This window comes from Acinetobacter sp. 8I-beige (assembly GCF_902505955.1).
In the GTDB taxonomy this organism is placed as follows: domain Bacteria; phylum Pseudomonadota; class Gammaproteobacteria; order Pseudomonadales; family Moraxellaceae; genus Acinetobacter; species Acinetobacter johnsonii.
This window is the reverse complement of the sequence record NZ_LR732792.1, coordinates 900,849-918,749: the sequence shown is the minus strand read 5'-3', so window position 1 is coordinate 918,749 and position 17,901 is coordinate 900,849. Positions and strand designations below refer to the sequence as shown.

General features: G+C 42.3%; 15 protein-coding genes. 9 read left to right on the top strand and 6 right to left on the bottom strand.

Annotated elements, in window-relative coordinates:
• Window positions 1-218: 218 nt before the first annotated feature.
• Entirely contained in the window at window positions 219-731 is a 513-nt protein-coding gene (locus GVX98_RS14755; RefSeq protein WP_159128497.1) for a DUF1543 domain-containing protein, read from the top strand.
• A 160-nt stretch (window positions 732-891) separates the two neighbouring features.
• Entirely contained in the window at window positions 892-1,884 is a 993-nt protein-coding gene (locus GVX98_RS14750) for a DUF2804 domain-containing protein (RefSeq protein ID WP_159128496.1), read from the top strand.
• A gap of 49 nt (window positions 1,885-1,933) precedes the next feature.
• Here the strand turns inward: GVX98_RS14750 and GVX98_RS14745 are convergent, their stop codons facing one another.
• Together GVX98_RS14745 and GVX98_RS14740 are read right to left on the bottom strand one after the other, a co-directional pair.
• On the bottom strand, window positions 1,934-3,766 hold the full coding sequence (locus GVX98_RS14745) for a DUF3413 domain-containing protein (protein WP_171503352.1): 1,833 nt from the start codon (window positions 3,764-3,766) through the stop codon (window positions 1,934-1,936).
• Window positions 3,767-3,878: 112 nt separating this feature from the next.
• A complete protein-coding gene (locus GVX98_RS14740; RefSeq protein ID WP_159128494.1) occupies window positions 3,879-4,754 on the bottom strand; it encodes a metal-dependent hydrolase in 876 nt (291 codons plus the stop codon).
• Window positions 4,755-4,889: 135 nt separating this feature from the next.
• Here GVX98_RS14740 and GVX98_RS14735 point away from each other — a divergent pair, with 135 nt between their 5' ends.
• Window positions 4,890-5,912 carry an AraC family transcriptional regulator gene (locus tag GVX98_RS14735; RefSeq protein WP_159128731.1) on the top strand — a complete coding sequence of 341 codons (1,023 nt, stop codon included), beginning with the start codon at window positions 4,890-4,892 and terminating at the stop codon, window positions 5,910-5,912.
• Window positions 5,913-5,964: 52 nt separating this feature from the next.
• Here GVX98_RS14735 and GVX98_RS14730 read toward each other — a convergent pair whose 3' ends face one another.
• A complete protein-coding gene (locus GVX98_RS14730) occupies window positions 5,965-7,296 on the bottom strand; it encodes a Na+/H+ antiporter NhaC family protein (RefSeq protein WP_159128493.1) in 1,332 nt (443 codons plus the stop codon).
• A 372-nt stretch (window positions 7,297-7,668) separates the two neighbouring features.
• On the opposite strand from GVX98_RS14730, the gene trpA reads away from it, so the two are divergent.
• The 4 genes from trpA to GVX98_RS14710 are packed head-to-tail and all read left to right on the top strand — an operon-like array spanning window position 7,669 to window position 11,649.
• A complete protein-coding gene (gene trpA, locus GVX98_RS14725; protein WP_005401958.1) occupies window positions 7,669-8,472 on the top strand; it encodes a tryptophan synthase subunit alpha in 804 nt (267 codons plus the stop codon).
• A complete protein-coding gene (gene accD, locus GVX98_RS14720) occupies window positions 8,469-9,365 on the top strand; it encodes an acetyl-CoA carboxylase, carboxyltransferase subunit beta (RefSeq protein WP_004697788.1) in 897 nt (298 codons plus the stop codon). The genes trpA and accD overlap by 4 nt, the downstream gene beginning before the upstream one ends.
• On the top strand, window positions 9,362-10,645 hold the full coding sequence (folC, locus tag GVX98_RS14715; RefSeq protein WP_159128492.1) for a bifunctional tetrahydrofolate synthase/dihydrofolate synthase: 1,284 nt from the start codon (window positions 9,362-9,364) through the stop codon (window positions 10,643-10,645). The genes accD and folC overlap by 4 nt, the downstream gene beginning before the upstream one ends.
• Window positions 10,642-11,649 carry an SPOR domain-containing protein gene (locus GVX98_RS14710; protein ID WP_159128491.1) on the top strand — a complete coding sequence of 336 codons (1,008 nt, stop codon included), beginning with the start codon at window positions 10,642-10,644 and terminating at the stop codon, window positions 11,647-11,649. The genes folC and GVX98_RS14710 overlap by 4 nt, the downstream gene beginning before the upstream one ends.
• A 26-nt stretch (window positions 11,650-11,675) precedes the next feature.
• On the opposite strand, the gene GVX98_RS14705 is transcribed toward GVX98_RS14710, so the two are convergent.
• The 3 genes from GVX98_RS14705 to GVX98_RS14695 form a co-directional block, all read right to left on the bottom strand.
• Window positions 11,676-12,251, bottom strand: coding sequence for a dual specificity protein phosphatase family protein (locus tag GVX98_RS14705; protein ID WP_159128490.1), 576 nt, complete (start codon window positions 12,249-12,251; stop codon window positions 11,676-11,678).
• Window positions 12,248-13,072, bottom strand: a complete 825-nt coding sequence (locus GVX98_RS14700; protein ID WP_159128489.1) for an MBL fold metallo-hydrolase — start codon at window positions 13,070-13,072, stop codon at window positions 12,248-12,250. The genes GVX98_RS14705 and GVX98_RS14700 overlap by 4 nt, the downstream gene beginning before the upstream one ends.
• A 309-nt stretch (window positions 13,073-13,381) precedes the next feature.
• Window positions 13,382-14,023, bottom strand: coding sequence for a peroxiredoxin (locus GVX98_RS14695; protein ID WP_151836097.1), 642 nt, complete (start codon window positions 14,021-14,023; stop codon window positions 13,382-13,384).
• Window positions 14,024-14,455: 432 nt separating this feature from the next.
• Here GVX98_RS14695 and GVX98_RS14690 point away from each other — a divergent pair, with 432 nt between their 5' ends.
• On the top strand, window positions 14,456-14,791 hold the full coding sequence (locus tag GVX98_RS14690; protein WP_228716302.1) for a hypothetical protein: 336 nt from the start codon (window positions 14,456-14,458) through the stop codon (window positions 14,789-14,791).
• 215 nt (window positions 14,792-15,006) lie between these two features.
• The gene (gene secA, locus GVX98_RS14685; protein ID WP_159128488.1) at window positions 15,007-17,730 is read left to right on the top strand and encodes a preprotein translocase subunit SecA; all 2,724 of its coding nucleotides are present in this window, start codon (window positions 15,007-15,009) and stop codon (window positions 17,728-17,730) included.
• Window positions 17,731-17,901: the final 171 nt, after the last annotated feature.

Genomic DNA, 17,901 nt, shown 5'->3' with positions numbered 1-17,901 from the left:
TTAAACCTCAAATGTAAGGAGTTCATAATGTCACTTTGGATAAGCCCAAAGTAACCAAAGGCATTGTCATTCGCAAAACTCGTCCTATACTTTCATGTGATTAATGGAGTTGCAAAAACATTTCTCTCGAAATGTAGTTTACCTCGAACAATTGCGAATGATGCTTCCGTGAAGCGCCTGTTAGCTATAAAAAAATATCTCAAAAGAAAGGAAATAGAATGCCTAGCCTATTTATGGTCATGCTCGGCGGTCATCATGCACGCGCCAATACCGAAGTCCATGATGTTGTATTTGCAGTCGCTGACAGTTTAGAAGAGAGTTACCCGCAACTTAAAAATGCATGGTTTGGTGAACAAAAAGGCTTACATATTGATGCTTGGATGCAAGTGGAGTGTGTCGAAAGTGCAGGGAAAAAATACCAAATACAGTTTAGTGATGCCCAACCCCAAGCAGAGGATGAAAAACTGTGGCTCATAAATTTAGGTGGCTATGACACACGTGAATTTGGGGAGTTACATCGTTATGTACTCGTCGTTGCGCCGCATGCCGCGGAAGCTAAACAACTTGGCAAACAATATTTTGATCAAAAGTGGCAAAAGCAACATACTGACCGTGTTTTAGACGTTGATGGCTGTATTGCGATTGATTGTGTACATGGTCGTTATGTGGCTTTGGTTGAAGCTGAGTTTGATGCAAACACATGGGAAAATATATATCTCATGTTAAATTAGGTTGGATTATTCCTAATTTTTTTAAGTGATGTATTAAAACGAAAAGCAGGTTTAGTGAATAATTTGATGAAAAAACAAACTAAATACTTTTCACCTTTAAAATTATAGGCATAATATGCTTAGGGATATTAATTAACTTTTGCTTAAGGATAAAGCATCAATGGATTTGATACAGTCCAACGGACAACCACATTATGGTCGGTTTAGCGAACTTCCAAAAACCATTGATTTAAATAAGTATCAGTATAAAACCCCATATGGTGAAGTACTCACGGGATGGCGGAAAAAGCTGAAATATAAGAAATTTAAGTTTTGTAGCATTCAACATGAGCATTACACTATTGGCTTAGCGATTGCTGATATTGCTTGGGCTGGGCATGGTTTCGTTTATATTTACGATCATTTTAAAAATGAAGTACTTGAATGGAACGCCGTGAATTTTCTGGCGCGTAAAACCGTTTTAGATGAACAGCCTTTGTATAACCAGAGTGTGTTTGCAAATTCACCGTTTCAAATTGAAATTCAGCATGCCAATGGGGTGCGCTATGTTCAAGTCACCAAGTATGGTGAGATTAAGCTGAGTGCCCGAATTTTCTGCGCAGGTACTGATCCATTGAGTATGTGCAGTCCAACAGGGATTAATGGTTGGACTTATACCCAAAAATTGACCACCTTAGCGTGTGAGGGTTTTTTTACCAACAAAGCAGGGCAGATCATTCAGTTTAATGAGCGGACCTTAGCTGCGCTAGATGATACCTGTGGTTTCCTCCGACCGGAAACAGCTTGGTTTTGGCTCTCTTGTAGTTTTTGGGATGCACAGGGTAAGCGTATTGGTCTGAACTTAGCCTCTGGTGTGAATGAAAGTTTTGGCAATGAAAACTGTCTGTGGATGAATGGAAAGCTCTATACCGTGAGTGATGTTCTGTTCCAAATGGAAGAAGAAGGACGTTGGAGCATTCGCTCGTTAGATGAATGTTTAAATTTAACCGTGACTACAGGTTGGCGCCGTTTTGAAAATCTAAACTTGCGTCTCGTGGGCAGTCAGTTTAGTCAGTGGCAAGCCAAGATTAGCGGTACGATTCAACAGGGTGATCAAGAGGTTGTATTGCTGAATGAATATGGACTGCTCGAACAGCACTATGCAAAGTGGTAAAAAGACCTGTGATAAATAAACCGGCTTCATGCCGGTTTTTCTTTTGCCTTTATTTATTAAAACGACTAATTTGCTCCAATGCTGCTTGAACATGAGCATAGTTTGGTTCTTGATCTGACATTGGCTGATTCTTTTTATCTAAGATTTCGAACTGACCAAGAGCCCCCACTTCTAAGATGTTTTTAGGTGTGACGATGCCATACTTACTATAGCTAGATGCTAAGATCCAATCACGTTGAATTTGTGCTCCCAACAAATCTTCACCCACTGAATAGTCGTGAATTTTTGTGGTTACACCTAAATAGTTCTTCATGAGAGTTGGAACAATATCTTGATGGCTGGTTAAAACTTGGTTATTCCATAGTTTATCAGCTTGAATCTTCGGACCAATGATTGCAAAGGGAACTTTGACTTGAGGGTCGGTAAAGTTACCATTATGTCCCCAAAAGTTTTGAAGATTATCATTCACTTCTTGCCCATGGTCGCCAGTAATGATGACCAACGTGTTTTCTGCATCACCTGTTTCTTTGAGTTTATCTAAAACCTGTTTCACAATGCTGTCGACGTAATGCACACTAGTTTTATAACGATTCATCATTAATGAACGATCGGAATCATTACTTAACTTGAGATAATTAACCTCATCCAGCATAGGTTTGTACTGGTGTGGATAGTCTTTAGGGAAGCTGTATCCGTGTGGGGAGTCGTAAAATAAAAATGAAAAGGTCGGTTTGTTTCGATCTCTTTTTTCATACCACTTTAACCAATCTTGCGTTAATTCTTCATCTATCCCCCCCGCCACTTTGCCAGAAGAACCAATACGTAAATTTGGCACTTTTGAAAACGCGGTTTCATGGAATTCAGGGTTGGTTAATTTGGCAGCAGCAAATAAACCCAGTTGATAATTCAGTGCTTGCAAACGGTCAATAAATACTGGACTTTGGCGGTTCACAATCATGCCATGCCAGTAAGTACCAGGAATACCATAGAACATCCCAAAAATACCTGTGCGTGTGGCATTTCCTGTTGAATAGTGTTGATTAAAAATCTTTCCGTTCTGCGCATAATTCCACAAGTTTGGTGAGTTGTCTGCATTAAATGTGTCTGCACGCCAAGAATCAATCACGATAAACATAATATTGGTGGGTTGCTTTGGAGCTTCTCCAACAATCGGCGTCAGCGGATAATTCAGGTCACTTTTACGTTCTAAAGACATAGCCTTTTGTTTTTCTAAGGCTTCTTCATCAATCCAGCCGTACTTTTTCATGGTTTTATTCGAGGTCATCGGATAAAACATCGGTAAATAGCGTTGTGTCATGGTTACAGGTTGATACACATGTGCTGCAGCCCAAACGTGAATACCATTACTTAAAAGTAAAGCGACAAACACTAAGTCTGTAAACTTTTTACCAATGCTCCATGAAAAAGTGGGTAATTTTTTCTCTAAGAATCGGATCAAGTAAAATTGTGCTGCAAAAATACAGGCAATCGCAGCAATGACCATCAGCCATGTTGAGATTGAGAAACTCACAACCTGACCTGACATCACCAGTTCCAGCATGACGGTATTGATATGGAAACGGTACTGTGCATAAACAAAGGTATCTATGATCAGTGCAATGAGTGCCAAGCTAGCAATACTTGCTTGCGTAATATGACGTAGCGTATTGGGTAGAAATAAGCTCGGAATCAAGATCAAGCCAATCAATGAAGCAAGCACAGTCATGTGCGAGAATGTTCCAGTAAATAAGAAACTGAATCCCAATAAATCTGTTGGAAACTCAGATAAATACAGGAAATATCTGCAAGCAATGAGCATCGAGATCACTGCATTGACCATGATCAGATAACCAAGAACGCGGAGTTTGAATTTAAACGACATTTTTAACTTCGGATGTAATCGGACATACAAATTCAACTTCATATGCCCATGTTTTAAGATGGCGTATGATACCTAAACTCATCCAAAGTGTATATTTGTTGTGCTTACTGAATTATTTCCCTGCTTGCCAAAAAGCTTCACCTGCTAAAATCGGGTCATGACTTTCTGCGAGGGTATCGATCCAAACATCGTACTGTGCAATCACAGGATGTTGATTGGGATGAAAGTCTTTCTTAAACCAATCGAGATATTGACCACGCATGCGGGACAGTATCCCTTTTTTACCAAAGAACCAAGGCAGCCCTTTACGCATCATTTGCAAGCGCTGAATACGGTTAAAGCCATCATGTTTGAGCATGACATCTGCACGATAGGTAGTGAAACCAAACATCATCACCGTGGTAAAGGCCAATGCAAATAGACGCGTTGTTTCGGGTACATGTCCGACTTGTTTCATCACATCAAACGCCACATCGCGGTGTTCCATTTCTTCAATGGCATGCCATGCAAATAAAGCACGCACATAAGGGTGAGCCTCAGCCAACGTGGCTTTATGGCTATAAAAAGTTTCGGCCATCAGTGCTGTTAAATGTTCTGCCGCAGCAGTCATGGCAATGTTGTATTGAGGTGAGCGTTTGTTTAATTCGAACTTAAAGATTTTATTTAAACGCTGAATAAACTGATCGACAGGCATGCCTTGTTCTCGCATGACCTGATTCATTTTGTCATGGGCAATGCCATGCTGTGCTTCCTGTTTAATAAAATCACTGACACGAGCCGCTAAGCTTGAGTCTGTAATTTGGTCCCTAAACAAACGCACGCTTTGAATAAAATAGCGTTCTCCATCGGGGAAAGTGAGGCTGAGTGCATCGAACATGCGCGTCCGGAATGGGTCGCCGCCAAACCAAAAACGTGGCACTTCATCGAGCTTAAAATTGAGTTGGGTTCGCACAATCGGTTCAATAGGGGCTGTAACAATGGCATTCATTTTGTTTTACTTCATTTGCCTTGGATGATTGCAGTATGTCGGAGAAAATGCAGTTTGTTTTGACAGATATTGCCATTTTTTATACATTTTACGCCAATGTGAAAATATCGCATGTCAAATAGCGGGTTGGCCGTCATGCAAGAATTACAAATCCCCAATGGTTATTTTCAGCTCTGGAACATGTATCTCATAGAGCAAGGAATTGATTTTCATCAACTCGGTTTTTTAGCGCAATATCAGTATGAACTGGAGCATATATTACAACTGCCAATCGATACCCAATCGCCATTTTCATTCTTTCAAACGATTTTACAACTGACGCGAGAGCAGCTGGATTGCCCTCAGTTGATTATGGAGATGGCAAAATTTATTCAACCTGAGCATTTTGGTGTTTTGGGCTATATGGCCACACGCAGTAATAGCGTGGCTGAAGCACTGAGTTATGTGATGCGTTTTAGTCGTTTGGTGATTGATGGTGCAGAAGTGAGTCCCATGCAGATGCAGCAAAGGGGCAATGAAATTTGGCTGACTTGGCCTTTTCTCAATGATAAATATGCTTCACTGAATGAAATGACCATGGCATCCATTGTGCATTTGGCCAAGAAAATTTTTCCCGATCAATTACAATTCTTAAAAATCCAAATGGCGCATCCAGCCCAGATGACACAGTATCATTATCAAAAATTTTATGGCTGTGAAGTGAGCTTTAATCAAGCCTGCTATGCCTATGTGATGAGTGCGGACAGTTTGACTTTAAAATCGGGCTTTGCGGATCCTTCTTTAACGCAGCTATTACTGAAACAAGCAGAGGTAGCAATTGCCCTCAAGCCTCGTTATGAGGGCGTATTACAACAGATTCATAGCGCCGTGGCTGATTATCTTAAAGCACATGCGGAAGCTCCTAAAATTGAACAGATTGCCAATGAATTACACCTGTCAACGCGGACCTTACAACGCCAGTTGCAAGACTGGGATAGTTCATTTAAGAGAATACTTGAGTCAGAGCGCATGAAACGATGTGAATATTTATTACAACAAGGTTTGAGTTTGACTGAAATCGCTTTACAACTCGGCTATTCGGGACAGTCTGCTTTAGCGCGTGCCTATAAACAGCACAGTGGACAGACCTTATTGCAGTTGAAACGACAACTGAAATAACAGCAGGCATAAAAAAAGCGCCTTTGTACAGGCGCTGAAATGTATGTAATGATCAGGCTGATTTCAGTCGTGGAAAACGGAATGCAATCGCAAGGATGGCAAAGATCGCCAGTATCCAACAGTAGTAAATGCTGCCGATGAGTTCAACTGGCGAAAGCTTTGCAATTGAGCAGGCCAATAGAAGCTGTGCTCCATAGGGAATAAGCCCTTGTACAACACATGAAAAGATGTCGAGCAAAGCGGCTGCACGTTTGGGGTCTACGCCATATTCTTTAGCGACTTCACGCGCCATATCGCCCGATAAAATAATCGCTACAGTGTTGTTGGCCACAAAAATGTTAGAGAAAACTACTAAAAAGCTCAATCCGATTTCACCTGCGCGCTCACGACCAACTTTAAATAAACGGGTGAGGCTGTAAATGCGTTGAATAAGCCAGTCGAGTCCACCTTCTTTTTGCATAATGGTCGAAAGACCGCCCAAGAACATCGACAGTAACGCGACTTCAAACATTCCGACAAAACCATCATAGATGGCTGTGTTGAGTTGAATGACGGTAAATTCTGGCTGTGCAATCAGTCCCATCACCCCAGAGAGCACTACACCGACTGTAAGTACCGCAAGCACGTGTAAACGACTGAAGGCGAGGAAAAACACCACGACATAGGGCAACACCAGCCAAGGATTAAAGTCTTTGGATTGAATGGTTTCGGTTTGATGGATGCTAAAGACATAAATCGCGATTGTGATTAAAGCTGCTGGTACTGCAATCCAGACATTGACGCGAAACTTGTCTCGAAGTTGAACTTTTTGACTGGTGGTGGCTGCAATGGTGGTATCCGAAATCATCGACAGGTTATCACCAAACATCGCACCGCCCACGACCGCGCCTATGGCATAGACCGCAGCAATATCAGTGGCTTGAGAGAAACCAAAGGCAATCGGTGCGCAGGCCGCAATGGTGCCCATCGAGGTGCCCATTGCCGTTGCAATGAATGCTGAAATAATAAATAGCATGGGCAGCACAAAGGCTGGTGGAATCGCAGACAAGCCCATTTGCACTGTGGCATCTACACTGCCAATGGCACTGGTAGTACTGGCAAAAGCGCCTGCCAGCATGAACACCATAAACATCAAGATAAGGTTCGGGTGACTTGCACCGCGCAGAAAGGTTTCGATGCCTTGATTCAGCTCACCGCGATAAATCAACACCGCCAAAATAATGGCAGGAATGGCCGCAACAGGCGCTTTCATTTGATAGAACGCAAACTCAGTTCCAATCACAGAATGGTAAATACCACTGCCTAAGAAAATGGCTAAAAAAACAATAAGCGGTAACAGCGCAAGCGCACGTGCTTGCACTAAACCTGAGTTATCGGTGGTCATAGGAGATAGGGAAATGAAAGAATGTGCGTAGTATAATGCAGGTTTTGCTATTTCATAAAACTTTAAATGTAAAAGCTAAACTGCCTATTTTTATCATTTTTTTGCAAATAAAAATAAGTTTATCTAAAACTTAGACATTTTGGTATTTCCTAAAATTAGGCATCTTTGATCATTGAGAAAAAAACCGAAATATCAGTAAATGGTGCTTTACGGTTGTTCTGAAAATATTTGACGAAAAATGAATTGGAACGCGAACGCGATGTGCTCTATTCAATGAGTAAAAAATAGCGTTACAATGCAGCGTCTTGTATTTTTACAAAGCCAACTCCTCAGTAGTTTTAATTTTAAACAAGTTAAGGAAAGCACAACCCTATGTCACGTTTAGCCACTCGTTTTGGACAGCTTAAATCTCAACAGCGTAAAGCTTTGGTTTCTTATGTTATGGCTGGTGACCCTCATCCTCAGGTAACAGTTCCTTTGTTACATCAGATGGTCGAGGCGGGTGTAGATGTGATTGAACTCGGTCTTCCATTTTCAGACCCTATGGCAGATGGTCCTGTGATTGCCCTTGCTGCAGAACGCGCATTGGCAGGTGGCACCAATACCTTAGATGCTTTGAATATGGTCAAAGAGTTCCGTCAAAAGGATCAAGAGACCCCAGTCGTATTAATGGGTTATCTGAATCCTGTTGAAGTCATTGGTTATGAAAAGTTTGTATCGACTGCGCATGCATGTGGTGTCGATGGCATTCTACTGGTGGACTTACCACCAGAAGAAGCAGCAGAGCTTGATGTTGTATTGAAGCAATTTGATATGGATCAAATCTTTTTACTAGCGCCAACCTCAACGGACGAACGCATTAAACATGTAGTGAAACAGGCGAGTGGTTTCATCTATTACGTGTCTTTAAAAGGGGTCACAGGTGCAGCAACTTTAGACGTTGCTGAAGCTGCAAACCGAATTGCGAAAATTAAAGCAGAAACAGATATTCCTGTCGGTGTTGGTTTTGGGATCAGTGATGCGACATCTGCCAAAGCAATGGGCGGAGTGGCTGATGCTGTGATTGTTGGTAGTGCTTTTGTTAAGCAATTTGCAAACTTAGCACCAGAACAAGCCGTGGTTGAAACGGTTAATAAAGTCAAGGAGCTTCGAGCAGCGCTCGATGAGTTAGTATGAGTCAAGATGTTAAATCAGGGAAAATCCTAAGCCCATCGACGCCATGGACTGAACGTGGTGTACCCGGTATTCAAGTACCTGATGAGCAAACCTCACTCAAGGCGACGTTTACAGAACCAACGATTGAATGCCCTGAGTGCCATGCACTTGTTACACGTACTGCAATGTCATTTAACGCGTATGTTTGCCCTCAGTGTGATGAACATTTGCGTATGAAAGCCCGTGATCGTTTGAATTGGTTCTTTGACCAAGTGCAAACAGAGTTGGGACAAGAATTTAAAGCCAAAGATCCGTTGAAATTTGTCGACTCAAAGCCATATCCAGCGCGTATGAGTGAAGCACAGACCAAAACAGGTGAAACTGAAGCCTTGGTGGTGATGCAAGGTTTACTTAAAGGTATTCCTTTGGTTGCCTGTGCCTTTGAATTTGACTTCATGGGTGGCTCAATGGGTACAGTTGTTGGTGACCGTTTTGTGCAAGCGGCTGAAAAAGCCATTGCGGACAAGCAACCTCTGATTTGCTTTGCTGCTTCAGGCGGTGCGCGTATGCAAGAAGGTATGTTGTCTTTGATGCAAATGGCGCGTACTTCAGCGGCCATTCAAAAAATGAAAGATGCTGGCCTACCATACTTAGTGGTGTTGACGCATCCTGTTTATGGTGGTGTAACCGCATCTCTAGCGATGCTCGGTGATGTACATATTGCTGAACCGAAAGCGATGATTGGTTTCGCTGGTAAACGCGTGATCGAACAAACTGTACGTGAAAAGCTAGAAGAGCCGTTCCAACGTGCGGAATACTTGCTTGATCATGGTGTAATCGATCAAATTGTTCACCGTCACGCATTACGTGATACAGTTTATCGTATTGTCGCGAAACTGATGAATTTGTCTTGAACACAGCACCACTTGCAACAGACTCTTTAGAAACATGGCTCGATTATTGGGGCCATGTTCACGTTACGGGGATTGATTTAGGATTGGAACGGGTCATTCCTGTAGCTGAAAAGCTCGGGGTGACGCGTCCCGATGCTAAAGTTTTAACTGTAGCGGGAACCAATGGAAAAGGTTCGACCACCACCACACTGGCTGCTATTTTAAATGCGCAAGGCTATAAGGTGGGACTGTATCAGTCACCACATATTTACCGTTTTAATGAACGGGTTAAATTGCGTGGTGTAGAGGTCGATAACCAAAGCTTGGTCGATGCTTTTGTACAAGTGGATCAAGCGCGCCGTGATTGTGATTTAAGCCTCTCGTTCTTTGAGGCGACCACACTCGCGGCTTTTGTCATTTTTAAAGACCAATCATGTGATGTTTGGGTCCTTGAAGTCGGTCTAGGCGGTCGTTTAGATGTGGTTAACGTGATTGAACCCGATGTTGCGGTGATTACTAATATTGGTTTGGACCATACTGACTGGCTGGGCGATACCATTGAAAAGATTGCCTTTGAAAAGGCAGGCATCATCCGTCCAAATATTCCTGTGGTGTTTGGCGGCTTACAACAAATCCCTCAGGCGATTATCGATAAGGCGGATGCTTGTGCTGCAAAGCTTTATGCAGTGAATCGTGACTATTTTTATCAACGTAGTGAAAATGATGAGTCGTGGATGTTTGCATCCTCAGGTACAACATTAAAATTACCCCTCGGCACATTGGCGGTTGAGAATATTTCAACAGCTGTTGCTGCTGTTTTATTGAGTGGTTTAACGGTTACTCAAGCGGCTATTTCTGAAGGAATTCAAAACGCACAACTGCAAGGTCGTTTTGAAATTCGCCAAATACACAATAAAACCGTAATTTTTGATGCAGGGCATAACCCGCATGGTGTTGCTTTTTTATTAAATCAATTGCGAAATTTCCTAAAATACAATAAACAGTACACTGAAGTAGTCAGTGTTTTCTCGATGTTGGCAGATAAAGATGTGAAATCTGTCACAGAGTTATTGAAAGATTCCATACAAATGTGGAAAATTGCGGCATTAACTGTCCCGCGTGCAGCTCCAATTGAACAATTGGATCAAGCGCTGCAAGGGCAATATGTGCAGCACTTTGACAGTGTGAAATTGGCTTTTAAATCAGCGCTCGACGAAACAAAGAATAATCAGCTGATTTTGGTATGTGGTTCATTTCATACCTTAGAAGCGGTATGGGAGTATTTGGAAGAATGTCAATGAATAGCAAACAACGTTGGATGGGTGGCGTTGTTTTATTAGGTGGTGGTGTCCTTTTGGCGGCATTACTGCTTAAAGGCAAAGAAGAAATACATCAAAATAATATTAAAACACCAGAGCTAGTCACACAAAATGTGCAACGCAATGCCGAAGGTGAGTTGTTTCAACTTCAGCCGTTAACGGTTGATGTTGAAACAGAAAAGCGGTTACTGGAACAACAACGTGTAGCACGTGAAAAATCGGTTGCTGAACAAGAAGCTCGTGCGGCCGAATTTTTAGCAATGCAACAGCAAGCCGAAGCAGATGCTGCACGTAAAGCAGCGGAAGAATATGCTGCGTTGAATGCGCACCGTAATGCTGCACAGCAAAGCTCGGACAACATTCCACCAGAATTGGTTGAAGATGAAAAAGCCAAGCAACAGCGAATTGCTGCGGATAAAGCCGCTGAGCTGAAGAAGTTGGAACAGCAAAAGCTGCAAGCGCGTACTGAAGCTGAAAAAGCAGCGGCTGCAAAAAAACTGGCTGAGCAAAAAGCCTTAGCAGAAAAGCAAGCACTTGAAGATAAAGCTAAGCGAGAAGCAGAGGCTAAACGTAAAGCAGAAGATGAGCGTAAGGCTGAAGCGAAAAAAGAAGCTGAACGTAAAGCAGATGCTGATAAAAAAGCGGAAGACAAACGTAAGGCAGATGAAAAGCGAAAAGCTGATGAAGCCAAGAAAAAGGCGGAAGCTGAGAAAGCGCGTGATTTGCTTGAACATGGCGATAAGCAATGGATGGTACAGGTGGCATTGGCTGCCAATGAAGCCAATGCGGATGCACTGGCTGCTAAGCTTCGTGCCAAGGGCTATAAGGTCACTAAAAGTCCAACCTCTAAAGGCGTACGAATTATGGTGGGGCCATCTAAAGACCGTGATACTGCCGATGCAGCCCGCAAAAAGATCACTTCAGATGCGAGCCTCGGTATGAAGTCCGCATGGGTGATTGACTGGGTGCCACTCGACAAACGTTAAGATCGGGGTTAACCCAATTGCCTTCACTAAAATGGATTCAACAGTTGCTGTTGAATCCATTTTATATTTTCGGGGCTAAATAAAGGCTCAATATTTTGCCAAATCGGATGAAAACCATAACCGCCATGTTTCATCTCAGCCAAGGCATCAGTGGTAGACCAGTTTTGAAAAATAATGCGATACATGGCCACACTGGCACCTGTACGGTCTGAACCATGGTAGCAATGCAGTAAAACTTTTTGCTGGTTTTGCTCTGCATGTTGAATTTGCTGCATGACCTTTAATAAATCGTCTCGGTCAATCGCCCATGTATGAATTGGGATATGCACCAGTTTAAACCCTTGGTTGGACAGTTTTTTCAGGTCTTGATTGCGCGAGCGTAAGTTAATAATCACATCAATTTTCTGTGCTTTTAAACTCTGAATTAAATCTTGATCGGGTTGCTCACTACGAAAAACGGTTTCACTGATTTGATAGAAGTTATGTGCAGGTTGGATCGACTGCCCCCAGTGTTGTGGACGCTCTGTATCTAGCAGCGCAGGCGTAGTCATACAGCCAGAAATACTGATACACAGAGAAAGAATAACTAGATATTTGGTCATAGGATCAGGCTCTGATGGTATGAGAGTTCAACAGGGTCATGCGCACAAAAGATTTCGATACTTGGTTCAGACTGTGCCAAGTGTTGAATCTTATGCAGGTTGCTTAAGCGCTGTGAATTATCTTCGGCAAAAAATACTTCCAAAGCATTTAAGCTGCGAAGTTTATTTTGAGGGTTAAGCTCTAGGTGGGAGTAGTAGGCATCCCCGCAGAAGAGTTTCCAACCTTGTTGGGTTTTAATGGCAATGCCACAGTGACCTTCAGTATGCCCAAACAGCGGAATCAAAAGAATCTCATCATGAAATAAGTCAAACCCTTGCACTTGAGTCAAATTAAACCATGCGTCATCGTGGATCGGCTCAATAAAGTGCCAATGGCGATGCTGCTGAAATTGTTGTGTTTTATAACGGGCTTTATTTTTAAATGACTTCAGGTTTTGTGCAGCATTATATTCGTTAGACAGGATATGTACCGTTGCATTGGGAAAGTCGGAAATACCACCCGCATGGTCAAAATCCAGATGTGAAACCAAAATGTGTTTGACATCTTTTGGGCTAAACCCAAGTTTTTGGATTTGTGCAATTGCGGTTAATTCTAAATTCTGTTCAATTTTTCCAATCCGAGCCACCAGCTGCCCCAAACGCTGCTTGATGTGTAGATAGTCTTGTATGCCTAAGCCCGTATCAATCAGCACCAGCCCTTGATCTGTTTCAACCAAAAGACAATGGCACACTACCTTAGCTTGAAAACCTTTTTGACCAAAGAGTGGGGCACACACTGGACACATGGTGCCGCAATGTAAATGGTGAATGTTATAAATCATAAAGTCGTTTTTATCGTATTGTTTTGACTGTTATAGCGGAAGATTTGAGTTTTAACAGTTTGATTTTGTTAAAGAGTCATGTGTACCTACTTTAGGCGGAAAAAAGCCTGTCGATTGACAGGCTTTCAAAAGATCAAACTCGGCTCGTCATTGGAGTTTGAAACGATCATACAAGGTGACTCAGAACGTATTTTTATTGTTTAGGTTCCTCTTTGGATTGCTTGGAGTTCAGTGCCCCATTTTTGTTTTCAATGGGGCTGTTCGGTCAAAACTTCGGGCTTCGCTTGTCTGCTACAAGGGCAGAGTATTTTATCCTTGCTCAGGCTGTGGAGTCAGGCGCAAATACGGGGTGACAGCCTTATAGCCTTTCGGAAAGCGCTGTGCGATTTCAGCTTCATCTTTGAGTGATGGCACAATCACCACATCTTCACCTTGTTGCCAGTTCGCAGGAGTTGCAACTTTGTGATGATCTGTCAGCTGCAGTGAGTCAATCACGCGTAAGATTTCATGGAAATTACGACCAGTTGATGCAGGATAAGTGATAATCAAACGGACTTTTTTGTTTGGGTCGATAATCACTAAAGATCGGACAGTCAATGTTTCACTGGCATTTGGATGGATAAAACCATATAGCTCAGACACTTTACGGTCTTGGTCGGCAATGATCGGGAAGTTCACCGTAGTATTTTGGGTTGCATTGATGTCTTTGATCCACCCCTGATGTGACTCGACATCATCGACTGAGAGAGCAATCGCTTTTACCCCACGTTTTTCAAATTCATCTTTGAGTTTTGCGGTAAAGCCAAGCTCGGTGGTACATACTGGCGTGTAGTCAGCAGGATGTGAAAATAGTACTCCCCAGCTATCGCCTAAAAATTGATAAAAATCGATTTCGCCTGCACTTGATGCTTGTTGGAAATTGGGTGCGATGTCGCCTAAACGTAAACTCATGTTGAACCTCAAATTATCTTTATGTCTATGGAATGAACATCACTATGGCGCAATTTCTTTTGCATGAAAAATAGTGTTTTATTATTTGTTTATACAAAATATTCATAATTGGTCGGATAGGTGTTCTGTATTTGGGCATGTCAAAGATGACCTTCATGGTTGCTCTAGAGACCGCTTATTTGCATATTTGGTAACGAGATTATTTCTGCTTCTGAAGTGGGTCGCTCTATAGAATTGATCGTGCATACGATCGGTTTATTATGAGCTATAATTATTTTTATGATTGATTTATATTTGTTTTTTAAAGCAATTCCACAAAGTATAAAAAACTTGAGCATTCGAACAATGAGAAAAATAGGTATCGCCCTGACGTTCTTGTGTGGGGTCGCTTCAACCCATGCGCAGAATGGTGGGCAATTGAAATAAGCCCAAGTGAGTACCTCCCATCAAACACCACAACAAATCACAGATCAATATCTAGCATCTCAAAAAAGCCTCAAACAGCGTAAAGCGACCCTTTCACAGGCTCTCGAGCGTGAGTTGGCTCAAGGTCAGAATACGAATGCGAGTAATGTCTATAATATTACCTGCGTACAGCTCGTTCCGATTCTCACCGCGATGCGGGTCAATGATGAACAACTCTTGGGTTTTCTACAGAGCATGAATCCAAATCAACCCAACAACGGGGTGAAAGCTTCGCTGCGGCAAAATCAAGCGCTTGAAAGCAAAACCTTAAATAACTGCAAACAATTAAAGTCGCTACTTTAAAAAGGACCGTTGAATCCTGATGAGTTCGGATGAAATATCTATGTCGGCTGTTTAAAATTTGTTACATTAGTTTGCCTTAGATTCGATGGGCTAGAAACAATGAATAGATTTTTTAAATGGTTTTGTGTAAAGCCCTTGTACTTCAAATTTCTAGCACCATAATAACGACTAAGAAAACATATTCATTTGACAAGCAAGATTTAGAGAGTCTATTCATGTTGGCAAGTCTGATCGGAGGAATCTTCGGTACCAAAAATGAGCGCGAACTCAAACGCATGCGTAAAATCGTAGACAAGATTAATGCGCTCGAGCCGACGATATCCGCTCTTGGCGATGCAGACTTATCTGCAAAAACTGAAGAATTTAAACAACGATATAACAAGGGCGAAAGCCTCGATAAATTACTCCCAGAAGCATTTGCCGTCTGCCGTGAAGCAGCTAAGCGTGTAATGGGCATGCGTCATTATGATGTACAGTTGATCGGTGGTATTACCTTACACGAAGGTAAAATTGCGGAGATGCGTACAGGTGAAGGTAAAACCCTGATGGGTACCTTGGCATGTTATTTAAACGCGATTAGTGCTCAAGGTGTTCATGTCATTACCGTGAATGACTACTTGGCACAGCGTGATGCTGAGTTAAACCGTCCGCTCTTTGAATTCTTGGGTTTAAGCATCGGGATTATCTATTCCATGCAAGATCCAACAGAGAAAGCTGAAGCCTATCGTGCCGATATTACCTACGGTACTAACAACGAATTTGGCTTTGACTATCTACGTGACAACATGGTGTTCTCGCTTGCTGAGAAAAAACAACGTGGTTTGATCTATGCCATCATCGATGAAGTCGATTCGATCTTAATTGATGAAGCACGTACGCCTTTGATTATTTCAGGTCAAAGTGATGATTCTTCACAGTTGTATGCTGCAATCAACAGCATTCCACCCAAACTACATGCGCAGAAAGAAGAAAAAGTCGCAGATGGCGGTCATTTCTGGATTGATGAAAAACAACGTTCTGTTGAAATGACAGAAATTGGTTTCGAAACGGTTGAAAATGAACTGATTGAAATGGGCTTGTTGGCTGAAGGTGAAAGCCTGTATTCATCGACCAACCTAAACCTAGTTCATCATGTTACTGCTGCCATTCGTGCGCATTACTTGTATCAACGTAATGTGCATTACATCATCAATGATGGTGAAGTGATTATTGTCGATGAAAACACAGGGCGTACCATGCCAGGTCGTCGCTGGTCTGAAGGTTTACACCAAGCAGTTGAGGCAAAAGAAGGCTTAGAAATCCAGCCTGAAAACCAAACGCTTGCAACTACGACCTTCCAGAACTATTTCCGTCTATACAAAAAGCTTTCGGGTATGACCGGTACTGCCGATACTGAAGCTGCGGAAATGAAAGAAATTTATGGTCTAGACGTGGTCATCATTCCGACGCACCGTCCAATGATTCGTCTCGACCAAAACGATTTAATCTATTTAAATCGTAATGGTAAATACAACGCAATTATTCAAGAAATTCAACGTGTGCATGAGTCTGGTGTCGCACCAATTTTGATTGGTACAGCAACTATTGAAGCCTCTGAGATTCTTTCTGATAAATTACGTGATGCTGGTATTCAGCACGAAGTGTTAAATGCGAAACAACACGAACGTGAAGCGGATATTATTGCGCAAGCGGGTGCACCGCGTGCAGTAACTATTGCAACCAACATGGCAGGTCGTGGTACAGACATTCTGCTCGGTGGTAACTGGAAAGCTTTACTGGCAAAAATTGAAAACCCAACCCCTGAAGATGAAGCGCGCTTAAAAGCTGAATGGGAACAAAGCCATGAAATGGTATTGAGTTCTGGTGGCTTACACATCATTGGTTCTGAGCGTCACGAATCACGTCGTATTGATAACCAGCTTCGTGGTCGTGCAGGTCGTCAGGGTGACCCTGGTGTGTCACGTTTCTACTTGTCACTTGAAGATGACTTAATGCGTATCTTTGCGGGTGATCGTGTTGTGGGCATGATGCGTGCGATGGGCTTACAAGAAGATGAAGCCATTGAGCATAAAATGGTGTCACGTTCGATTGAAAATGCGCAGCGTAAAGTTGAAGCACGTAACTTCGATATTCGTAAGAACTTATTGAAATACGATGACGTCAACAACGAACAGCGTAAAATTATTTACTCACAACGTGATGAAGTTTTGGCTGAAAGCACATTGCAAGATTATATCGAAGAGATGCAACGTGATGTGATGCAAGGCGTGATTTCTAACTATATTCCACCTGAGTCAATTCATGATCAATGGGATATTGATGGGCTTGAAAAAGCGTTACGTGAAGACCTTGCAATTGATTTGCCAATCAACCAATGGTTGGAAGATGACCGTCGTTTAGATGAAGAATCTTTAGTTGAGCGTATTACTGATGAAGTTGTACAGCGCTACCGTACCCGCCGTGAGCAAATGGGTGATGAAACAGCAGTTATGCTGGAGCGTCACTTCATGTTGAACTCGCTGGATCGTCACTGGAAAGATCACTTGGCTGCGATGGATTATTTACGCCAAGGCATTCACTTGCGTGGTTATGCACAGAAAAATCCTGAGCAAGAATACAAAAAAGAAGCATATAACTTATTTGTAAATATGTTGGCGATTATTAAATCGGATGTTGTGACTGATTTATCTCGCGTACATGTGCCAACGGCTGAAGAGCTGGCTGAAATGGAAGCTCAAAAGCAAGCTCAAGCTGAAGCGATGCAATTGAACTTGTCGCATGCAGACTTTGATGGTTTGTTGGCCGATGATCAAAGCCAATTCGCAGAAGTAGATGCACAGTACGAGCCTGTAGAAGAGTTTGCGGCACCTGCGAGTCGTAACGCGCCTTGCCCATGTGGTTCAGGCTTAAAATACAAACAGTGTCACGGTAAAATATAAACTGTGAACGAGTGAAAAAGCAGAACTTCGGTTCTGCTTTTTATTGATATGACTAAAAAATTGACGTTAAGATCAATCCAAATACGATTCTGATTACAGCTAAAGCGTTGCATAATGTGAATAGCATTTGCAGTGTTAGGCATTAAATGCTATTTAGTTGCTCATCATCTA

Bases quoted from the DNA above. Each gene is read 5' to 3' on its own strand.
- GVX98_RS14755 (WP_159128497.1), top strand. From the start codon at position 219: ATGCCTAGCCTATTTATGGTCATGCTCGGCGGTCATCATGCACGCGCC.
- GVX98_RS14750 (WP_159128496.1), top strand. From the start codon at position 892: ATGGATTTGATACAGTCCAACGGACAACCACATTATGGTCGGTTTAGC.
- GVX98_RS14745 (WP_171503352.1), bottom strand. From the start codon at position 3,766: ATGTCGTTTAAATTCAAACTCCGCGTTCTTGGTTATCTGATCATGGTC.
- GVX98_RS14740 (WP_159128494.1), bottom strand. From the start codon at position 4,754: ATGAATGCCATTGTTACAGCCCCTATTGAACCGATTGTGCGAACCCAA.
- GVX98_RS14735 (WP_159128731.1), top strand. From the start codon at position 4,890: ATGCAAGAATTACAAATCCCCAATGGTTATTTTCAGCTCTGGAACATG.
- GVX98_RS14730 (WP_159128493.1), bottom strand. From the start codon at position 7,296: ATGACCACCGATAACTCAGGTTTAGTGCAAGCACGTGCGCTTGCGCTG.
- trpA (WP_005401958.1), top strand. From the start codon at position 7,669: ATGTCACGTTTAGCCACTCGTTTTGGACAGCTTAAATCTCAACAGCGT.
- accD (WP_004697788.1), top strand. From the start codon at position 8,469: ATGAGTCAAGATGTTAAATCAGGGAAAATCCTAAGCCCATCGACGCCA.
- GVX98_RS14710 (WP_159128491.1), top strand. From the start codon at position 10,642: ATGAATAGCAAACAACGTTGGATGGGTGGCGTTGTTTTATTAGGTGGT.
- GVX98_RS14705 (WP_159128490.1), bottom strand. From the start codon at position 12,251: ATGACCAAATATCTAGTTATTCTTTCTCTGTGTATCAGTATTTCTGGC.
- GVX98_RS14700 (WP_159128489.1), bottom strand. From the start codon at position 13,072: ATGATTTATAACATTCACCATTTACATTGCGGCACCATGTGTCCAGTG.
- GVX98_RS14695 (WP_151836097.1), bottom strand. From the start codon at position 14,023: ATGAGTTTACGTTTAGGCGACATCGCACCCAATTTCCAACAAGCATCA.
- secA (WP_159128488.1), top strand. From the start codon at position 15,007: ATGTTGGCAAGTCTGATCGGAGGAATCTTCGGTACCAAAAATGAGCGC.